This window comes from Paenibacillus sp. 1-8 (assembly GCF_056316205.1).
The window spans coordinates 2,930,126-2,948,111 of the sequence record NZ_CM149995.1 but is presented as its reverse complement, the minus strand read 5'-3'; the positions used below and the strand labels follow the sequence as shown (position 1 = coordinate 2,948,111).

At 50.0% G+C, this 17,986-nt stretch carries 18 protein-coding genes; 13 read left to right on the top strand and 5 right to left on the bottom strand.

The genetic code is table 11. From position 1 onward, the window contains the following. The first annotated feature begins 15 nt into the window (after positions 1-15). The 5 genes from AC0WRU_RS13345 to AC0WRU_RS13325 all read left to right on the top strand — a co-directional run bounded on the left by AC0WRU_RS13345 (position 16) and on the right by AC0WRU_RS13325 (position 5,403). Entirely contained in the window at positions 16-858 is an 843-nt protein-coding gene (locus tag AC0WRU_RS13345; protein ID WP_476125022.1) for an STM4015 family protein, read from the top strand. A gap of 59 nt (positions 859-917) precedes the next feature. Further along, positions 918-2,255 (top strand): STM4014 family protein, encoded by a 1,338-nt coding sequence (locus AC0WRU_RS13340; protein WP_476125021.1) that lies wholly within the window; start codon positions 918-920, stop codon positions 2,253-2,255. Then, the gene (locus tag AC0WRU_RS13335) at positions 2,252-3,034 is read left to right on the top strand and encodes an STM4013/SEN3800 family hydrolase (protein WP_025684064.1); all 783 of its coding nucleotides are present in this window, start codon (positions 2,252-2,254) and stop codon (positions 3,032-3,034) included. Before AC0WRU_RS13340 ends, AC0WRU_RS13335 begins: the two co-directional genes overlap by 4 nt. Positions 3,035-3,103: 69 nt before the next feature. Continuing rightward, positions 3,104-4,528 carry an STM4012 family radical SAM protein gene (locus tag AC0WRU_RS13330; protein WP_476125019.1) on the top strand — a complete coding sequence of 475 codons (1,425 nt, stop codon included), beginning with the start codon at positions 3,104-3,106 and terminating at the stop codon, positions 4,526-4,528. After that, positions 4,525-5,403 (top strand): STM4011 family radical SAM protein, encoded by an 879-nt coding sequence (locus tag AC0WRU_RS13325; RefSeq protein WP_476125017.1) that lies wholly within the window; start codon positions 4,525-4,527, stop codon positions 5,401-5,403. The genes AC0WRU_RS13330 and AC0WRU_RS13325 overlap by 4 nt, the downstream gene beginning before the upstream one ends. Before the next feature lie 105 nt (positions 5,404-5,508). Here the strand turns inward: AC0WRU_RS13325 and AC0WRU_RS13320 are convergent, their stop codons facing one another. The 4 genes from AC0WRU_RS13320 to AC0WRU_RS13305 all read right to left on the bottom strand — a co-directional run bounded on the left by AC0WRU_RS13320 (position 5,509) and on the right by AC0WRU_RS13305 (position 7,781). Further along, the gene (locus AC0WRU_RS13320) at positions 5,509-5,787 is read right to left on the bottom strand and encodes a YxcD family protein (protein WP_134914723.1); all 279 of its coding nucleotides are present in this window, start codon (positions 5,785-5,787) and stop codon (positions 5,509-5,511) included. 3 nt (positions 5,788-5,790) lie between these two features. Beyond that, a complete protein-coding gene (locus AC0WRU_RS13315; protein WP_025684060.1) occupies positions 5,791-6,246 on the bottom strand; it encodes a hypothetical protein in 456 nt (151 codons plus the stop codon). Between the two features lie 156 nt (positions 6,247-6,402). Next, positions 6,403-6,969 (bottom strand): PadR family transcriptional regulator, encoded by a 567-nt coding sequence (locus AC0WRU_RS13310; RefSeq protein WP_025684059.1) that lies wholly within the window; start codon positions 6,967-6,969, stop codon positions 6,403-6,405. A gap of 248 nt (positions 6,970-7,217) precedes the next feature. Next, positions 7,218-7,781 (bottom strand): beta-class carbonic anhydrase, encoded by a 564-nt coding sequence (locus tag AC0WRU_RS13305; RefSeq protein WP_476125014.1) that lies wholly within the window; start codon positions 7,779-7,781, stop codon positions 7,218-7,220. Between the two features lie 257 nt (positions 7,782-8,038). On the opposite strand from AC0WRU_RS13305, the gene AC0WRU_RS13300 reads away from it, so the two are divergent. The 5 genes from AC0WRU_RS13300 (at position 8,039) to AC0WRU_RS13280 (ending at position 13,510) form a co-directional block, all read left to right on the top strand. Next, positions 8,039-9,556: a carboxypeptidase M32 gene (locus AC0WRU_RS13300; RefSeq protein WP_476128642.1), complete on the top strand. Its 1,518-nt coding sequence runs from the start codon at positions 8,039-8,041 to the stop codon at positions 9,554-9,556. 146 nt (positions 9,557-9,702) lie between these two features. Beyond that, positions 9,703-10,791 carry an ABC transporter substrate-binding protein gene (locus AC0WRU_RS13295; protein WP_476125012.1) on the top strand — a complete coding sequence of 363 codons (1,089 nt, stop codon included), beginning with the start codon at positions 9,703-9,705 and terminating at the stop codon, positions 10,789-10,791. Beyond that, on the top strand, positions 10,788-11,600 hold the full coding sequence (locus AC0WRU_RS13290) for an ABC transporter ATP-binding protein (protein WP_476125010.1): 813 nt from the start codon (positions 10,788-10,790) through the stop codon (positions 11,598-11,600). The genes AC0WRU_RS13295 and AC0WRU_RS13290 overlap by 4 nt, the downstream gene beginning before the upstream one ends. Positions 11,601-11,608: 8 nt before the next feature. Then, complete coding sequence (locus tag AC0WRU_RS13285; RefSeq protein WP_476125008.1) at positions 11,609-12,442, top strand: ABC transporter permease; 834 nt, start codon at positions 11,609-11,611, stop codon at positions 12,440-12,442. 111 nt (positions 12,443-12,553) lie between these two features. Further along, positions 12,554-13,510, top strand: coding sequence for an aromatic acid exporter family protein (locus AC0WRU_RS13280; protein ID WP_476125006.1), 957 nt, complete (start codon positions 12,554-12,556; stop codon positions 13,508-13,510). A gap of 30 nt (positions 13,511-13,540) precedes the next feature. Here the strand turns inward: AC0WRU_RS13280 and AC0WRU_RS13275 are convergent, their stop codons facing one another. Next, complete coding sequence (locus AC0WRU_RS13275) at positions 13,541-14,851, bottom strand: APC family permease (protein ID WP_476125004.1); 1,311 nt, start codon at positions 14,849-14,851, stop codon at positions 13,541-13,543. Between the two features lie 115 nt (positions 14,852-14,966). Here AC0WRU_RS13275 and AC0WRU_RS13270 point away from each other — a divergent pair, with 115 nt between their 5' ends. From AC0WRU_RS13270 to AC0WRU_RS13260, 3 genes are all read left to right on the top strand, one after another. Continuing rightward, positions 14,967-15,863: a LysR family transcriptional regulator gene (locus AC0WRU_RS13270; RefSeq protein WP_025684051.1), complete on the top strand. Its 897-nt coding sequence runs from the start codon at positions 14,967-14,969 to the stop codon at positions 15,861-15,863. 126 nt (positions 15,864-15,989) lie between these two features. Next, positions 15,990-16,547 carry an outer spore coat protein CotE gene (locus AC0WRU_RS13265; RefSeq protein WP_025684050.1) on the top strand — a complete coding sequence of 186 codons (558 nt, stop codon included), beginning with the start codon at positions 15,990-15,992 and terminating at the stop codon, positions 16,545-16,547. A 156-nt stretch (positions 16,548-16,703) separates the two neighbouring features. Continuing rightward, a complete protein-coding gene (locus AC0WRU_RS13260) occupies positions 16,704-17,927 on the top strand; it encodes a putative amidoligase domain-containing protein (RefSeq protein WP_476125001.1) in 1,224 nt (407 codons plus the stop codon). The last annotated feature ends 59 nt before the right edge of the window (positions 17,928-17,986 follow it).

Below are 17,986 nucleotides of genomic sequence, written 5' to 3'. Positions count from 1 at the left end.
CGGAGGTATTACGAGATGGAAGTAAAGCTGGTTGTGGATTATGAAGCTTATGAGAATGGTCAAACGATGGCTAAGTCTATTGAAGAACAGGCAGGTAAGCCAGAGAGCGCGGAAATTACAGATTTGATTATTGGAGACTGGGGCGGAGCCTATGAACAATCGCCGGAGGATTTTATTCCGGTACTGGTAAAGCACAAAGATCAATTTCCGAAGCTGCGTAAGCTGTTTATCGGGGATATGGAATATGATGAGTGTGAGGTTTCGTGGATTAACCAGACGAATCTGTCTCCGCTGTTGGAGGCGTTTCCAGCATTGGAATCCTTTTATGTCAAAGGAAGTCAGGACCTGAGCCTGGAACCGTTGCGGCATAGCCATCTTCAGGAATTGGTTATTATTTGCGGAGGTTTGCCTGCGAGTGTCCTTCAGGAAATTCGTAATGCCGAGCTGCCTGAGCTACGCAAGCTGGAGTTGTATTTGGGCGTGGATCAATACGGCTTTGATGGTGGCCTGAAGGATGTATTACCGTTCCTGAACGACAATCTTTTTCCTAAGCTTACCTATTTGGGGCTGAAGGATAGTGAAATACAAGATGAAATTGCGATTGCTGCGGCAAACGCACCTGTGATTGGACAACTGGAGGTACTGGATCTGTCTCAAGGCACGTTGTCTGATAATGGGGCTGAGGCACTGCTCGCTAGTGAAAGTATCAAGGGGCTGAAGCATCTGGATTTGAGCTATCATTATATGTCTGATGAAATGATAAAACGTTGGAAAAGCTCCGGACTGTCTGTGAATGTGGAGGATCAGCAGCAAGCGGACGAGGAAGATGATTGGCGTTATCCATCGTTGACCGAGTAATCCATAAAAAGGACTCTTTACGATCGAAGCTTATTCAAAAATTAAAGTGAGGCGGCTTTATGGTTGGGATATCAGACAGCAATATCAGCGAGCCGTTTATTTTGTTCGGCAATCCGGGGAATCGGCGGACCACAGGACTACAGGAGGCGCGAAGCAGATTGAAGCTGCCGCCCGCTGTTGAGATTTCCTATAAAAATGTGCTGGAAGCCATCCATGAGAAGCAAAGTCTGGGGGAGTTGTTGGCCCGAATGGCTGCACAGGCTGCGCCAGACAGCGTAAATGCTAGTGTTTATGTGCAAGAGAGCATTCGCCAGTTACTGACGGGAAGGGCGGACATTAGTCCGCTGCTTCGTCTGGATGCACCGGGTGAAAGCTTTGAGGTAGAGCGTGAATTGATCGCTTTGGGCGCCTCGGATGCAGAAGGAGACGATTCTTTGTTGCCGTGGGCGGAATTAGCACATAGCCCAGGTATATTGGCGTCAGAGGCGCGAGGCCTGCTGGAGCAGCACGGTCGTATTTGGCACCCGGCACAATGGTTCCGGGGCTATTGCCGTCTGCTGGCGTGGCTACGGCATGAAGCAGCCCTGCTATGGCCTTCGTCGCGCTGGATGAATGATCCGGCGGAAGTGGCTGTGATGTTCGACAAACGGCGTTGCAGCATCGTATTGGACAAGGCGGGTATAAGAGTACCACCTGTGCTTGTATCATCAGAGGGTACCTTTCGTAATGTTGCTGATCTGCACGCGGCGATGAAGGAGAGCGGGGCTCACCGCCTGTTTGTGAAAATATTTTGCGGGTCCGGTGCTTCCGGTGTAATGGCCTATCAGGTGCATCCGCGGACACGGGCAGAGCTGGCAGTAACCACCATTGGAACGGAAACCATACACGGACAGCCTGTGTATTACAATGCGGGACGCTTGCGCCGTTATACGGACAAGCAGGATATTCATGCCATCCTGGGCTGGCTATGCTCGGAAGGGGTGCATGTGGAGCGCTGGATACCTAAAGCGAGTCTGAACGGACGTGTTTACGATGTGCGCCAGCTTGTTTGCGGATCAGAGGCTTGTCATGCCGTTTTACGTTTAAGCCGAAGCCCAATTACGAATCTGCATTTGCGCAATGAACGGCTGTTGCTGGAGGACGCCGGGTTGCTGCAGGATACGGTAAAATCGGTTCGGCAAACTGCGGAAGCCGCAATGAGCGCTTTTCCGGCGTCTATGGTTGCTGGGCTGGATGTGCTGGTTCCTGCGCATGGTGGTCGTCCCTACGTGCTGGATGTAAATCCTTTCGGCGATCTGTTATACCGGGTGAAACATCAGGGGTGGAATCCATATGAATGGGAAATGCTGCATCTCCCCAATGGGACTGCAACTTTGGAAAGGAAAGACTTATTATGACCGATATGAACCAGATTGTCGGTTCTCATGATATTGTCATGATTACGCTTGACACGCTGCGTTACGATGTAGCCAAGCTGGAGGAAGAAAACTGTCCGAATCTATGTGGCTCCGGGCCGTGGGAAAAACGCCATACACCGGGCAGCTTTACCTATGCTGCACATCATGCGTTTTTTGGCGGATTCTTGCCTACACCGGCTAATACGGATAAGGCTTCTCACATACGGCTGTTTCATACTAAAGATACGGGACTGCGTACACATCCGCATACGTGGCTGTTTGATGCACCGGATATTGTATCCGGGCTGGCGTGTGAAGGTTACCGGACTATTTGCATCGGCGGTGTTATTTTTTTTACGAAAAAAAACAAGCTTGCCAAGGTGCTGCCGGGGTATTTTCAGGAAAGCTACTGGCGTATGACCTTCGGCGTTACGAATCCCCGTTCGACGGAGCATCAGGTGAATCATGCCCTAAAGCTGCTGGAGAAGGCGGACCCGGCGCAGCGGCTGTTTTTGTTCCTGAATGTATCAGCTATTCATGGCCCTAATCACTATTTTCTGGAGGGCTCAGCCAAGGATTCGGTGAAGTCTCAACGCGCAGCCTTGCGTTATGTGGATGGGCAGCTTGGACGTTTGTTCGACGCATTACGAGAACGGGGGAAGACATTTTGCATGGCCTTTTCCGATCATGGTACGGCTTATGGGGAAGACGGCTACGAAGGGCATCGTCTGGCACATGAGGTAGTATGGAATGTGCCTTACCGCGAATTTGTATTGTAGGGAAAAAGAAATGATAGACTGCACTGGTAAAATGTAAAGAAATCAATCCAGCGCGAGGAGGGAGCAGAAATGAAAGCCATGAATCTGAATCATTCGCTTCTAACGGGAGCAGGAGCCAATACCCCTGCGGGGCTGGACACAAATTCGACATCAAGGTCTTCATGGCCTGAGAATCCTATTGAATGGGCACGCACGATCCGTGAAGCTCCCTACCGTTCCTATTTGTACTCTTACCCGCATAAAACGGCCTATCGGTCGTTTGATACACCGCTCTCACTGCAAGAATTGTGGGAGAAGGAGGAGCTGGAGAGCTATTTTTTGTATATGCATATTCCGTTTTGCGCGGCTCGTTGCGGGTTTTGTAATTTGTTCACTTTGCCGGACAAGCGGCTGGATGTGCATAAGGAATATGTGGATGCACTTGAAAGACAAGCCCGACAATGGGCGCCAATCCTGGGCGGTCGGCCTTTTTCACGCTTTGCCATCGGCGGCGGTACGCCAACCTTGCTGGAGGCTCCTTTGGTCGAACGATTGTTTGACATTGCGGAGAATATAATGGGCTTAGACCCGGAGCATGCTTCCATTTCGGTGGAAACGTCACCGGATACGGTAACCGAAGATCGGCTGGAGGTGCTCAAGCGCCGCCGAACGGACCGTGTCAGCATGGGAATCCAGAGCTTTGTGGAGTCGGAGAGTGCGGCCATATACCGCCCTCAGAAGCCCAAGCTGGTACGCGAAGCGCTTGCGCGGCTGGTAGAGTACGATTTTCCGCTGTTGAACGTGGATTTGATCTATGGTCTCCCCGGTCAAACGGCAGAAACCTGGCTGTATTCTCTGGAAGAGGCGTTATCATACGAACCGGGTGAAATTTTTATTTATCCATTATACATTCGGGAAAATACGATTTTAAAGCCGGGCTATACCGGGCTGGAGCATGATATTCGTCTGAGCTTGTACGAAGTAGCACGTGAAAGACTCCAACAGGCGGGATATGTGCAGTACTCCATGCGCCGTTTTGCCAAAAATGAGGATACACCCGGCAAGGAGTTGCTGCCATATAGCTGTCAGGAGGAAGGCATGGCCGGTCTGGGCTGCGGTGCGCGTTCTTATACGCGTAATGTCCACTATGCCAGCCGATACGGTGTTAGTGCAGCGGCAACGCGCGGAATTATTGCTGATTATGTCGCCGCCGAGCGTCATGATCTGGCTGATTACGGCTTTATTTTAAATGTGGAGGAGAGCAAGCGGCGTTTTATTCTGAAGGCACTTCTCCATCGTGAAGGTCTGGAGCTATCTGCTTACGCCGCGCGCTTCGATGCGTCTCTGGCGGATGATTTTACAGGAATGTCCTTGCTATTGGAATCTGGTATGGCAGTGGTTGTAGACGACACACTGCGACTGACCGAGGAAGGAATGGCTTATTCCGATGCGATTGGCGACTGGATGATTTCCACGGCAGTACGCGAGCGGATGGAAGGCTACGTAGGCGCATGAGAGCAACCCTATATTATCGTGGCTCGTTGACTTCCTGTAACTATGCTTGCCCTTACTGTCCGTTCAGCAAAAACGTGGATAGCCGTGAGAGATTGGACAAGGATCGGACGCAGCTGGAGCGTTTTGCCGATTGGGTACGGGAGCAGGGAACTTTGGGGCATCGACTCTCCATTTTTTTTAACCCGTATGGAGAAGCTCTGATTCATTCCTGGTACCGCAAAACCATGATTGAGTTTTCCCATATGGCGCATGTGGAAAAAGTGGCTGTGCAGACGAACCTGTCGGCAAAGCTGGACTGGGCTAAGGAACTGAATCCGAGAACAGCTGCGCTGTGGGCTACGTATCATCCAGGAGAGACGAGGGAGCAGGCATTTATATCTCAATGTATAAAGTTAATTGAACTTGGTATTTCCTATAGTGTCGGCACCGTGGGACTGAGACAGGCTTTTCCCGCTATCCATTCCTTGAGATCACAGCTTCCGAAGGATGTTTATTTGTGGGTTAACGCCTATAAAGATCGGCCTCACTATTATACCGAAGCCGAGATTGATGAATTAACGGCTATAGATCCCTATTTCCAATGGAATTTGCATGATTATAGTAGTCAGGGTCGGGCGTGTCGCGCTGGAGAGGATGTATTTTACGTACAAGGTGATGGGCGTGTAAAACATTGCTACCAGGATCGGCGAGTGCTGGGTCACTTGTACAGAGATGGCCTTGAAGGACTAAGTGCCAAGCGTCCGTGCCAGATGAAGGAATGCGGCTGTTATATCGGGTACATTCATATGGAGGAGCAGCCATTTCGGGAAATGTACGGCAGTGGTCTGCTTGAAAGGGCGCCCCAGGTTCCGGTATTCTCAGTTCCACACATTTAGCTATGTCCTATAGAACGCAAAAAAAGAACCGACCCTTGCATCAAGCGAAGGTCGGTTCTTTCGTTTCACTGCATATTCTGTTAGATGTCCCTATGCGTTATTCCATCAAGTCTGGACAATGGCAGTGATTTCTTCGTCCAGATCCAGTCTGACTTGCTCGCGATAGGCACGGATATTGTACTCGGAATGCAGGTATCTCAGGATAGCCTCGATCATGTTGGCTTCCACCAGATACTGGCTGCGACCCTGTACATGGACTTCTGCCGAGTATCCTGTATCCTCTTCCCAGCTTAATTCTACTGTCACATCAGTGGGCTGGACGCCTTTTCGTTCAGCCATATGCAGACAGATGGCATTGACAATTTCATCCATACTTAAAATCATAACTTAGTAACGTCCTCCACGGGAATCATCAGGTCTGCGACGATTTTTAATGGCACGGTAGATACCTACTCCGACCATGATCAGGACGTATATAGCGAGAATGTTGACCGCAAGGCCAAGCAAGCTGCCCAGTGCGCCCATATTGCCGAACAGTCCGCCGAAGAGCATACCTGCCAAACCACCCAGCATCATGCCTTTCAGGAATCCGCCGCCACCGCCAAGGAATCCACCCGTTCTGCTTGTATTACCCGCAGTTGCACTGGATTTGGTGCCACTATCGGACTTATTGACACCGTTGCTGTCAGTGGCCTTACTCGGTGTAGATTGGTACGTTTTTTGCCCGGATTTAAATCCGCCGCCTCGCCTCGCGTCGGCTGTAGATGGTGCGACCATAACAATCAGCAGGGTAAAAGCCATCATCAGCATCATCATAGTTCTCAAAGTAAATGTTTTTTTCATGTAAATATAATCCCCCTTGGTATGTTGGTTTGATATAGGTCAAACAGCCGCTTACCAGTAATACGAAACGGATAGAATAGGGTTTCAATAAAATTTAAAACATTCAAATTTTATTGATATATAAAGCCTATGCATGATTGGACTAAGCATTCAGTCTTATGGTTTAAGTGAAAATGGATTAGTGTCCGCTTTTACATCTCCGGCGAGCAGCATACGCAGTACCATTTGGCACCACTCCAGACCCGCTTTGGCATTCATAAGCCCTTTTTGCACGAGAATGTAATCGCCGAAGCTTTTGCTGCCAAAATGCAGATCCTCGTCGGGAATGTCGTTCAGAATATCCTCAAGGTGCCGTATTCGCTCAATAAAATGACGCTTGCGTTCCTCCAGCATACGGTTGGCACTGCTTTTGTCCGTCAGCCAGAGACAGAACAGCCGCAGGCTTAATTCGTCCCGTGTGACAGGAGCGGCCAGTGATTCCTGGGACCATTGCTGAAGCATATGGATTCCCTTGTCAGTTATGGTATACATTTTTTTATCAGGTTTGTCGGACTGCTGAATCCAGCGGGAAGCAAGCAATTCCTTGCTTTCCATACGCGCGAGCAGTGGATAGATCTGACTGTGCTTGGCCTGCCAAAAAGGCTGGATACGCAACATCAGATCATAGCCGGAGGATTCTTCTCTGGCGAGAAGGCCCAACAGACCATACGATAGTAAATTCATAGATTTTATCTCCTTCATCCATCTTAGTAACGGTTATAACGGCTCTGCAGCAGGTGTCCTGCCGCAACATGAAAAGTGTACACTGAAACTGTATGGTTTGACAACTTTCAGGTAAGCCGTTCACAGGTTAGCCAAAATTAGCTCCGGTCAACATACACTCATATGTGCTTATTTTCATAAAAAAGAGGTACCTTCAGATCGTATTTTACGACCTAAAGATACCCTCTTTAACGTTAATTATGGGACTTTTATTGCTTATTTCCATCAACAATCAGCGTTAACTCCCCGGTGTCCGGATGAATGACCATACCGTGTACAGGCGCATTAGGCGGGAGAAGAGGGTGGTTTTTAATAAGCTTTACGGTACTTCTAACCCCTTCCTCAATGTTGTCAAAACCTTTCAGCCATTTGTTCAGCTTAATTCCCGAATTTTCCAGCGTATTCAGCACCTCTTGCGAAATTCCACGCTCCAGCATTTCATTGATCATGTGGTCGGCATTCAGCGCGGCCATACCGCATTCGTAATGGCCTATGACGAGCACTTCATCCGCTTCCAACTCATACAGGGCAACGAGCACACTACGCATAACGCTTCCAAAAGGCTGGGAGATAATCGCACCCGCATTTTTAATAATTTTGACATCACCATTGCGCAGATTCATGGCTTTGGGCAGCAGTTCGGTCAGACGCGTATCCATACAGGTAATAATGACCATTCTCTTATTAGGGAACCTGCCTGTACGATAGGCTTCGTATTCTTTGTTTTCCACGAAAACGCGGTTGTATTCCAAAATCTCTTTGATGTGATCCACGATTGTTCCCTCCGTATGCTATTTAATGTTGAACCATTTTTTTGCAGCAGACCAGCATGGAAGAAGCCTAACTCCGATCTACACAGACCGATAATCAGGATTTACCCCTTGACAAATAGTACTATCTGACGGTTTTTCAAAGCCTTCAGGAGCTGGTCGCAAATGTTGTGTGTTGATTATACTTTTTAATATAAGTATCATCAAGTATAAGAAGTATAAAGTTTTATCCATTTTTAGATAAAGAGGTGACCTCGATGATGGCGCAACAGACGTTGGATCAATTGGCAGCTTTAAAAGAATTAGCACACAAAATCAAAAGTTATGGTGAGGCCGTGGGCTTGATGCACTGGGACTTACGGACAGGTGCTCCGCGCAAGGGCGTTGACATTCGTTCGGAAACATTGGGGATGCTGTCCACTGAAATGTTCAAGCTGGTTATTTCGGATGAAATGGGACAACTGCTGCAATTTTTTGCCGCAGAAGACAAGCTGGAGCAACTGGAGGACAATGATCGCAGACTGGTGGAGGAATGCCGCAAAAATTATGAGCTGAACCGTTCCGTTCCGGCTGACCGTTACCGGGAATACAGCGTACTCGCTGCTCAGGCGGAGAGCAAGTGGGAGGATGCCAAGGAACATAGCGATTTTGCCGGATTCGAGCCTTACTTGTCTAAAATCGTAGACATGAAGCGTGAGTTTATCGGTTATTGGGGTGTCAAGGACACGGAATATGACACGCTTTTGGATCAATATGAACCGGATATGACGGTAGATAAGCTGGATGCTGTGTTTGATCGTCTCAAAAAGCGTCTTGTGCCGCTATTATCTAAAATCCAGGCTTCACCAAACCAGCCGGACAAAAGCTTTCTGGATGGTGTGTTTGATGTGAAGCAGCAAGAGAAGTTCGGCCTGTTCATTTTGAGACAGATGGGCTATGACTTCGACGCAGGTCGTTTGGATGAGAGCGTGCATCCTTTTGCGACAGGATTAAATCCGGGTGATGTGCGCATAACAACACATTATTTGCAAGATGATGTGACTAGTGCAATTTTCAGCTCATTGCATGAAGGTGGTCATGCGCTGTATGAGCAAAATATTGCGCCTGAGCTGGCAGGATCGCTGCTTTCCGAAGGAACCTCCATGGGGATTCATGAATCTCAGTCTCGCTTATGGGAAAATATGATTGGACGCAGCCGTGCTTTTTGGGATCGGTATTATGCTGACCTGCAAAAGCATTTTCCAGACCGTCTGGCGAAGGTTACAGCAGAGCAATTCTACCGGGCAGTCAACCGTGTGGAAAATTCACTGATTCGTATTGAAGCGGATGAGCTGACATATAACTTACATATCATTATCCGCTATGAAATTGAAAAAATGCTGTTTAATGAAAAGCTGGACGTGAAGCGCCTTCCAGAAGTATGGAACGCGAAATATAAGGAATATCTGGGACTTCTCCCGCCGGATGACGGCCATGGCGTTCTTCAGGACGTTCACTGGTCCGGTGGTGATTTTGGTTATTTTGCTTCTTACTCGCTTGGCAATATGTATGCAGCGCAAATTTTGGCGACACTGCGCAAGGAGTTGCCAAATCTGGATGAGTTGATTGCCGCTGGAGAGCTTGAGCCAATCAAGCAATGGCTGACCGAACGGATTTATCGTTACGGCAAGAGCCGGACGCCGTCCGAGTTAATTGTAGCCATTACGGGTGAGGATCTGAACCCGGATTATCTCGCCGACTATCTGGAAGAGAAATATACCTCCATATACAAGCTGTGATTTAGAAACTCTAAAGTAAACATATATGCATCTACCCCGCGTTCCTTGGGCGAACGCGGGGTTTTTGTATGAGATTAACGATTATATCGACAGCCGCATAACAATATATGAAGTCTATAATGCAAAAAGGTGGGGAGGGAACAGGGATGAACATCGGCGCTCGTTTCAAAGCTGTGGCGGCTGCGGCACTGCTCGGATTGCTGCTGCTCGGCGGGTGCGCACCCAAAGGGGAGCAGACGATTGAGATCAGACTGGGCGAAGTAGCCCGAACGGTCTTTTATGCGCCACAGTATGTAGCCTTGAGCCAAGGGATGTTTGCTCAGGAGGGACTGGATGTCCAACTGGCGACGATTCCCGGTGGCGACAAGACGATGACGGCGTTGCTGTCTAATCAGGCGGATATCGCGCTTATCGGTGCGGAAACATCTATTTATGTGTATCAGCAAGGGGCAGAGGACCCCATTATTAATTTTGCCCAACTGACGCAGACAGACGGAACCTTTCTGTTTGCCCGGCAAACGCAGGGTAGCTTTGACTGGGAAAAGCTGAAAGGGCAAAATTTTCTTGGACAGCGCAAGGGCGGAATGCCACAAATGTCGTTGGAATTTGCACTACGCAAACACGGCATTGATCCACGCAAGGATTTGAAGCTGATTCAAAATATTGATTTTGCCAATGTTGCCTCTGCTTTCGGTTCCGGTACAGGGGATTATGTGCAGTTATTCGAGCCGCAGGCGTCTATTTTTGAAAAAGAAGGCCGGGGACGGGTAGTGGCCTCCATTGGTGTGGAGAGCGGCGAGCTGCCTTATACCGTATATATGGCTAAACAAAGCTATCTGAACGAAAATGGCGAAGCCGCACAAAAGTTTACGAAGGCTGTATACCGGGCACAGCAGTGGATTGCCACGCATACACCTGAGCAGATTGCCGAAGTCATTACGCCCTATTTCAAGGATACCGATCTGGCGGTTCTGACCAGTAGTGTCAAGCGTTATAAGGAACAAGGTACCTATGCTGTGAACCCGATGATTGAGGAAAAAGAATGGAAGAATTTGCAGGATGTCATGACTTCGGCGGGCGAGCTGAAAAGTCCGGTTGCGCTGGATCAACTGGTGAATCGAAGCTTTGCAGAGAAGGCGATTGCCGCAGGCTCATTGGGGAACTCTGATCAGCTTGTAAAAGCGGGAACAAATGGAGCCGCAGATACAGGCGCAGACGCCGGAGGCTCGCCATGACCGAAGAACGGAGTTGTCTTATTTCGGATGCAAGGGTCCCGGTGGTGGAGCTGAAGCAAGTGACGCATGTGTATGTAACGGATCGGGAAGCTTCGCTGGCGGTTGAGAATATTGATTTTTCCGTAGAGACAGGGGAGTTTGTCAGTTTGGTCGGTCCAAGCGGTTGCGGCAAAACGACGATCCTATCCATGATCGCCGGGCTGCTGCGTCCAGCGGCAGGCCAAGTCATGTTACAAGGTCAGCCGGTAAGTGGCCCGAGTCCGGAGGTCGGGTACATGTTGCAGCAGGATTATCTGTTTCCGTGGCGTACGATCATGGATAATGCGCTGCTGGGTCTGGAACTGGGCAACCGGGTAGATGAGGACTCGCGTGAACGGACCCGACTGCTGCTGGAAGGCATGGGGCTGGGAGGAAAGGAGCATCTGCACCCGTCCCAGTTATCCGGGGGGATGCGCCAACGCGTGGCGCTGGTACGGACGCTGACGACCAATCCAGGGCTACTGCTGCTGGATGAGCCGTTCTCCGCGCTGGATTATCAGACCAAGCTCCAGCTGGAAGACCTGATTGCCGAAACCTTGCGTGAGCGGGGGAAGACGGCTATTTTGGTCACACACGATTTGGCCGAGGCGATTGCGGTCAGTGACCGGATTATTGTGCTGGGCCGGAATCCGGGCCACATCCGGCGTACCTTTGAAATTCCGGATTCGATCCGGGAAGTTCAGCCTTTTTATGCGCGCGAGCAGCCGGGCTTTAATGGGCTTTTTCATGAAATATGGGGTGAACTGGAGGCTTCGGGAGCAAAGGAGTGAGTCAAAGGATGAAGGGCGAAGGAGATCGACTTGGAGAACGCTGGATTCAAGGGCTGTATCAGGAGTATCAACGCAGCAGACGTTCGGAGCGGCGGTTGGTAACGGGTGTACAGACAGCTATTTTAGTGTTTTTATTCGTGTTGTGGGAAGTTGCGGGCCGGATGAAATGGATTGATGTACTGCTGTTTAGCTATCCAAGCAAAATATTTTCCCAAATTGGCAAGGATGCGGTCAGCGGCGAGCTGTGGGGGCATGTTGGTGTCACGGTTGGAGAGACGTTGGCGGGTTTTTTACTTGGGACGCTGCTGGGAACACTGCTGGCTGTACTGATCTGGTGGTCGCCGTTTTTGTCGAAGGTACTGGACCCCTATATGGTCGTCTTCAACAGTATGCCCAAGGTGGCGCTGGGGCCCATTTTTATCGTCATGTTTGGAGCCGGATTTACCGCTATTCTAATGACGACCCTCTCGATTACGGTCATTATTACGACGTTAGTCGTGTACAACAGCTTTCAGGAAGTCGATTCGAATCTGATCAAAGTGGTTCGCACGTTTGGAGGATCGCGCCGTGATACGTTTCAAAAGGTGATTTTGCCTGCGTCCTTTCCGGCAATCGTCTCTACACTGAAGGTGAATGTCGGCATGGCCTGGGTTGGCGTGATCGTCGGTGAATTTCTGGTGGCTAAAAACGGGTTGGGTTATTTGATCATCTACGGCTTTCAGGTATTTAATTTTACGCTGGTGATGTCCAGTCTGCTTATCATTGCCGTTGTAGCAACACTGATGTATCAGGCGGTCGTGTATGTCGAGCGTCTGTTGCTGTCTGATCGTCCCCAGCGATAAGAATCATACTTCTATACATTTGTGTAAAACGTGAAAATAAAGTACCATGAAAATGAAAATGATTCAAAATTTACGAAAACAGATTTCATCCAGAGAGGACAGAATTTTTTCATGGGCTTTCGTACGATTAAAACGGCTATTGCCGCATTAATGGCCGTACTTATTGCGGATGGTTTTGGCATTCATGGAGCCACCTCGGCAGGGCTTTTGGCTATTTTGGGGGTGGATGTCACGCGCAAGAGGAGCCTCCGTACCATTTCGGCGAGATTTTTTGCATCCGTCGTGGGGCTTCTTTTTGCTTGTGTTTTGTTTGTTGTATTCGGATTCCATGATTGGGTACTGGCAATATATATTTTAACGGCGTTTCCGGTCATTGTACGGGTTGGCTTTAAGGAAGGAATCGTCACGGGTTCGGTCGTGGTTTTCCGCGTGTTCAGCGGTGGTGTGATTGATATGCAGGTGCTGCTGACCCAACTGTGTCTGCTGGTCATCGGATTAGGGTCCGCGATGGTCGTCAATTTGGCCTACATGCCGCGCTCCGATAACACCATGCAGCAAATCCGGCAGGAGGTAGACCGGACGTTTTCCATTATATTCAGAAATATGGCCAATACATTACGCAGTCCGGCATACATATGGGATGGCAAGGAAGTTATAGAGGCAAACAGCGTCATAGCCAGAGGGGTGACCGAGGCAGGGCGTTCATTGGAAAATCAGATGCTTCGTCCGCAAGAGGGCTGGAATGTGTATTTTTATATGCGCAGGGAACAGCTGGAATCCATTCAAAATATGATGCAGTTGATCTCGCAGATGTACCAGCATATGCCGCAGGCCAAGCTTCTGGCCGAGCTATTCGATCAGCTCAGCAATGACGTTCTGGCCGGACATTATACGGGACAGACGGAGAAGTTGCTGGAGCAGGTACGTGAGGAATTCAAAAAAATGGAGCTCCCCTCAACCCGGGAGGAATTCGAAATTCGTTCGGCATTGTTACAACTTACACATGAATTACATCAGTATTTGAAAATCGCCAAAAAGGACAAGGCCCCCACTCCAGTCAAAGCTTAGAGTCGAGGGCCCAAACTGAAAAGCTACTGTCTAACGAAGGACAGTAGCTTTTTCTTGTTCAGTGATGACGGGCGGAGCAGGAAGGGGGCGTTTGTGCCGAATTCGACCTGCGATCCATAAGGCAACGGTGATCAGGCAAGGATAAAGCATGGCCCAGCCGACAAAAGGAAACACCACAGCAGTCGAGATGAACGACACCCAACTGATGGCTACACCCCAGCGATTACCTCGTAGCAGCTTGATACCCGCAGCACACCCGCCCAGATAGGTCAGGATAAAAGTGGCGTTGGGGAACTGAATCAGGTTGGTGAGTGAAACAGTACCGCTACCGTAAAGGGACATAATGACGACGAAACAAAGGGAGAGAAACACGATACCCCCAATTGGCGTATGAAAGCGTCGGGATAAGAGACCCATCCAGCGGAAGGCATGGCCTTGCCGGGATAAAGCATATGCGACGCGTGAAGCAGCACCCACATAAGCAATAATCGTAGCTGTACATATAAAGATGCCTGTCAAGCCGGCTATCACCGCGCCCCACGGACCAATGGCCCGGCTAATCACCCATACGAGCGAAGCGTCCGATCCGCCTGCAAGGTAGCTTTGCGTCCCGACTGTAGCCAGTGCAGTAAGAAAATAAAGCAAGCCGACGATAACGGCTGCAACGGTGACACCCTTAACAGCCGCCCGTTGTGGATTGGTGAATTCCTCCGACAAATGGGAGACAGCCTCCCAACCGATGAAGCACCAGAACAGAATTGCTGTCGCCTGACCAACAGGAAGCCAGCCGTGCGGAGCAAACGGTGTGAAGTGTACCGATTTCATTTGTGGCAGCGCTGCGGCAATGGCGAAGATAAGGACAGCAACGATAGCAATGACAACGGCGATCTGAATACGTCCCGCAACCTTCATACCGATCCAGTTAATGATCAGTCCAACCGCCAGCATGGCGGCAGCCAATCCCATCCGGCTTCCCTCTCCCCAGCCCATGGCGGCGGTCATATAGCCAGCTCCGGTGAGTGCGGCAACAGGCGCCCCAATCGGAACTGACATCAGAAAAAACCATCCGATATAAGAGCCTGCACGCGGCGAAAAAGCCAGCGAAACAAAATGCGATACTCCTCCAGCGTTCGGGAATTTGGCGGACAACAGTCCCATGGACAGAGCCATCGGCAAGATGAGCAGGGTCATAAAGCCCCACGCCAATAGGGAGGCCGGACCCGCCATTTCGGCGGCAAGACCGGGCACAATCAATATCCCCGAACCCAGCACCGCCCCGATATATAGCGCAATGGCCTGTGGAAGACCAATGGTGGATTGCAGTTTATGTTCATTTGTCATTCAGGTAAGCCTTCTTTCTCTTGTCATTTCCTTCAGCTTATCAGATAATCAATCTATCGGAAAAACGGAATATAACGATGGCTTGCATCGAAAAAAACGATCGAAGGAGCAATTTATGGAATCACGGCATTTGTTTACGTTTTTAAATGTGGTTGAGGCAGGCAGCTTTACCCGGGCGGCGCGTATATTAGACTATGCACAATCAAGTATAACTGCCCAAATTCAGACGCTGGAGACGGAGCTGGGCACGCCTCTTTTTGACCGCATAGGTAAGAAAATCATGCTGACAGATGCCGGACGACGCTTGCTGCCCTATGCGCAGGAAATTTCCAAGATGCATGCCCTTGCCAAGGATGCGCTACGTTCGGAAACAGTGCTGACGGGCACGCTGAAGATCGGAGCGCCAGAGTCGCTGGCGGCTTTCCGCCTGCCGAGCTTGATCCGTGAGTACAGGGAACAGTATCCGAAGGTGAAAATCGTGCTTAAACCGGGAGAATGCTGGGAATTGCGCGATATGATCCGCTCAGGTGAGCTGGATTTGGCCTTTTTGCTTCAGCCGGAGACGGAGGATAGAGAACTGAATGTCACTACACTCATTCACGAGCCGATGGCATTGGTCGCGCCACTGGGTCATCCATTAGTTTCCTATAATAACGTGGAGCCCGTTGACTTAAAGGACGAAACTATTTTGCACACAGAGGCGGGCTGCACCTATCGTATCCTTTTTGAGCAATATTTGAATAGACACGGTATTTTTGCAGACCCGAGTCTGGAGTTTTGGAGTATAGAAGCGATCAAGCAATGTGTCATGGCCGGATTGGGCGTTGCGCTGCTTCCGCTGGTTACGGTGCAAAATGAATTGCGTGAAGGGAAGATGGAGCGTTTAAGCTGGGATGACAGCGAACAGCAGGTGGCTACCCAAGTTGCCTATCACACGAAAAAGTGGAAATCTCCGGCGCTCAGCGAATTTTTACGGATTGTCGAGCAGCATGTAACACATTGGCGTGCATGAGTTCAAGCCGTTAGAGCATAAGCTTATACAAATAATATTTTTTCCTTTTCGCCTATTCACTCAACATTCGCCTACTTCCTGCATACATATGTATGGAATGATTGATTGTATGGAGGAGGTTCAAGAATGGCATTGAGTCATAAAAATCGTAGAGAGATTATTACAAAAGCGATCTGCGGTAAAGGTCGCAAATTCTCTACCGTAACCCATACCGTAACTCCGCCTAATAATCCTACCAGCATTTTGGGGGCGTGGATTATTAACCACCAGTATGAGGCTATGGCGGCTGGAGACGGCATTGAGGTCGTGGGGACGTATGATATCAATATCTGGTACTCATACGATAAAAACTCGCAGACCGATGTGGCCAAGGAAACGGTGTCGTACGTGGAAAATGTGCCGCTCTCGTATCTTGATCCGAAACACCGGGCGTCTACAGTGGAAGTATCCGCCGAGGCGACACAGGAGCCAAGCTGCGTTGAGGCGAGTGTGTCTTCAGGGGGCGGCAGCGTAATGATCCGGGTCGAGCGGGAATTTGCGGTGGAGCTAGTGGCGGAAACGAAGATTGTTGTAGAAGTATTCCCGAATGGCAGCAGTGACGATTTTGACAAGGACTATGATTTTGGAGCGGAAGAAGGGGACTATGAGGAGCTCGACCCCGACCTCATCGACGACGAGCTCTGACGAAGTAACCAAAAAGAGGGCCGCTTTACTCTTTGCGCCGGCTGAGACTGCGTAGAGGGCAAAGGCCCTCCTTTTTGTTGTTATAAGGCCCTCCTTTTTGTTGTTATAGGGAAGGGAAATTTTCCGGCCGTCCGTAATCTGGTAGGGAGGGGTAAGATGATGCAGCAGGCGGGACAGGCGCTTAGACGCTTCAGACAGATGCCGGATGATGAAAAGCAGCGCAGGCTGGAACGTTCTGGCATATCGGTTCGCTGGATTGACGACAACGCAGCAGATTTTTCGGTAGGCTATGTGGTGCAAATCCATCAACTGCGAATGCTGGAAATTCGAAGACGCACGATTGAAGGACACTCCAAAATCCTCGCTTATGATCCGACTGTGCTGGATAGCAGTTCTCAACTGTCCATCAGAATGGAGCGATTGGCTGTACGTACTTTGTACACACTCGGCCTCGACAGTGGTGAAGTGGTGCTGACACTGCTGGGCGAGCGCAGTTGTCAGGTGCGTGAAGTCGTGGCCCAGCCATGGCTAAATGATAGACGTTTAGATGCGCTATATGAAGCCGCAGCTCGCGAAGAACAAGGCCTTCCAGCGGCACAAGGGGATAAGCAGCTGCTAATCGGGATGGACCCTGAATTTGTGCTGGTCCGCATGCCGGAAGGACGGGTCGTACCGGCTTCACGATATTTGGGCCGCCTTGGCGTGGCAGGATGCGATGCGGTTACGCGCCGGGGGCGGACGTTGTACCCGGTCGCTGAGCTTCGACCCACGCCAAGTGGCGATCCCGCCCTTTTACTGACTCATCTACGGCATGCCTTTGCGGTTGCAGCCCGTCGCATTGACGACCGTACGCTGATTTGGCAAGCGGGCGGGATGCCGCAGTCGGGTTTTCCGCTGGGAGGGCATCTGCATTTTAGCGGAATTCCGCTGAACGGGGCACTGTTACGTGCGCTGGACAATTATTTAGCGCTGCCTTTGGCGTTGTTAGAAGATAAACGCGCAGCTCGGCGCAGACCGTATTACGGCAATTTGGGCGATTTTCGTCGCCAACCGTACGGAGGTTTTGAATACCGTACGCTACCCAGCTTTCTCGTTTCGCCGCAGCTTGCGAAGGGCGTGATTGGAATGGCATTTCTCATCGCGTCTCAATATCCGCGTTTGCAGCGCAGGCCGCTGGATGAGGAAGAGGCTCATAGAGCGTTTTATGAAGGAAATCGGATCGTGCTGGGGGAGTATATGAAACCTCTTATTTTGGATATTGTTTCACTGGATGTATATCCGCAATATAAAGCTTATGTCGGTCCATTGCTGGACAGCCTGCGTCAGGGAAAACAATGGGATGAATCGCGGGATTTGCGTCCGTTCTGGAAGCTTTCGTAAAATGTGTGACGTTGTTTGCGATGCTTTCATGTTATCGACTGTCATTTTTGCTATAATGA

Bases quoted from the DNA above. Each gene is read 5' to 3' on its own strand.
- AC0WRU_RS13265 (WP_025684050.1), top strand. From the start codon at position 15,990: ATGGCATTGAGTCATAAAAATCGTAGAGAGATTATTACAAAAGCGATC.
- AC0WRU_RS13335 (WP_025684064.1), top strand. From the start codon at position 2,252: ATGACCGATATGAACCAGATTGTCGGTTCTCATGATATTGTCATGATT.
- AC0WRU_RS13315 (WP_025684060.1), bottom strand. From the start codon at position 6,246: ATGAAAAAAACATTTACTTTGAGAACTATGATGATGCTGATGATGGCT.
- AC0WRU_RS13260 (WP_476125001.1), top strand. From the start codon at position 16,704: ATGATGCAGCAGGCGGGACAGGCGCTTAGACGCTTCAGACAGATGCCG.
- AC0WRU_RS13340 (WP_476125021.1), top strand. From the start codon at position 918: ATGGTTGGGATATCAGACAGCAATATCAGCGAGCCGTTTATTTTGTTC.
- AC0WRU_RS13280 (WP_476125006.1), top strand. From the start codon at position 12,554: ATGGGCTTTCGTACGATTAAAACGGCTATTGCCGCATTAATGGCCGTA.
- AC0WRU_RS13285 (WP_476125008.1), top strand. From the start codon at position 11,609: ATGAAGGGCGAAGGAGATCGACTTGGAGAACGCTGGATTCAAGGGCTG.
- AC0WRU_RS13330 (WP_476125019.1), top strand. From the start codon at position 3,104: ATGAAAGCCATGAATCTGAATCATTCGCTTCTAACGGGAGCAGGAGCC.
- AC0WRU_RS13270 (WP_025684051.1), top strand. From the start codon at position 14,967: ATGGAATCACGGCATTTGTTTACGTTTTTAAATGTGGTTGAGGCAGGC.
- AC0WRU_RS13320 (WP_134914723.1), bottom strand. From the start codon at position 5,787: ATGATTTTAAGTATGGATGAAATTGTCAATGCCATCTGTCTGCATATG.
- AC0WRU_RS13295 (WP_476125012.1), top strand. From the start codon at position 9,703: ATGAACATCGGCGCTCGTTTCAAAGCTGTGGCGGCTGCGGCACTGCTC.
- AC0WRU_RS13345 (WP_476125022.1), top strand. From the start codon at position 16: ATGGAAGTAAAGCTGGTTGTGGATTATGAAGCTTATGAGAATGGTCAA.
- AC0WRU_RS13310 (WP_025684059.1), bottom strand. From the start codon at position 6,969: ATGAATTTACTATCGTATGGTCTGTTGGGCCTTCTCGCCAGAGAAGAA.
- AC0WRU_RS13275 (WP_476125004.1), bottom strand. From the start codon at position 14,851: ATGACAAATGAACATAAACTGCAATCCACCATTGGTCTTCCACAGGCC.
- AC0WRU_RS13325 (WP_476125017.1), top strand. From the start codon at position 4,525: ATGAGAGCAACCCTATATTATCGTGGCTCGTTGACTTCCTGTAACTAT.
- AC0WRU_RS13290 (WP_476125010.1), top strand. From the start codon at position 10,788: ATGACCGAAGAACGGAGTTGTCTTATTTCGGATGCAAGGGTCCCGGTG.
- AC0WRU_RS13300 (WP_476128642.1), top strand. From the start codon at position 8,039: ATGGCGCAACAGACGTTGGATCAATTGGCAGCTTTAAAAGAATTAGCA.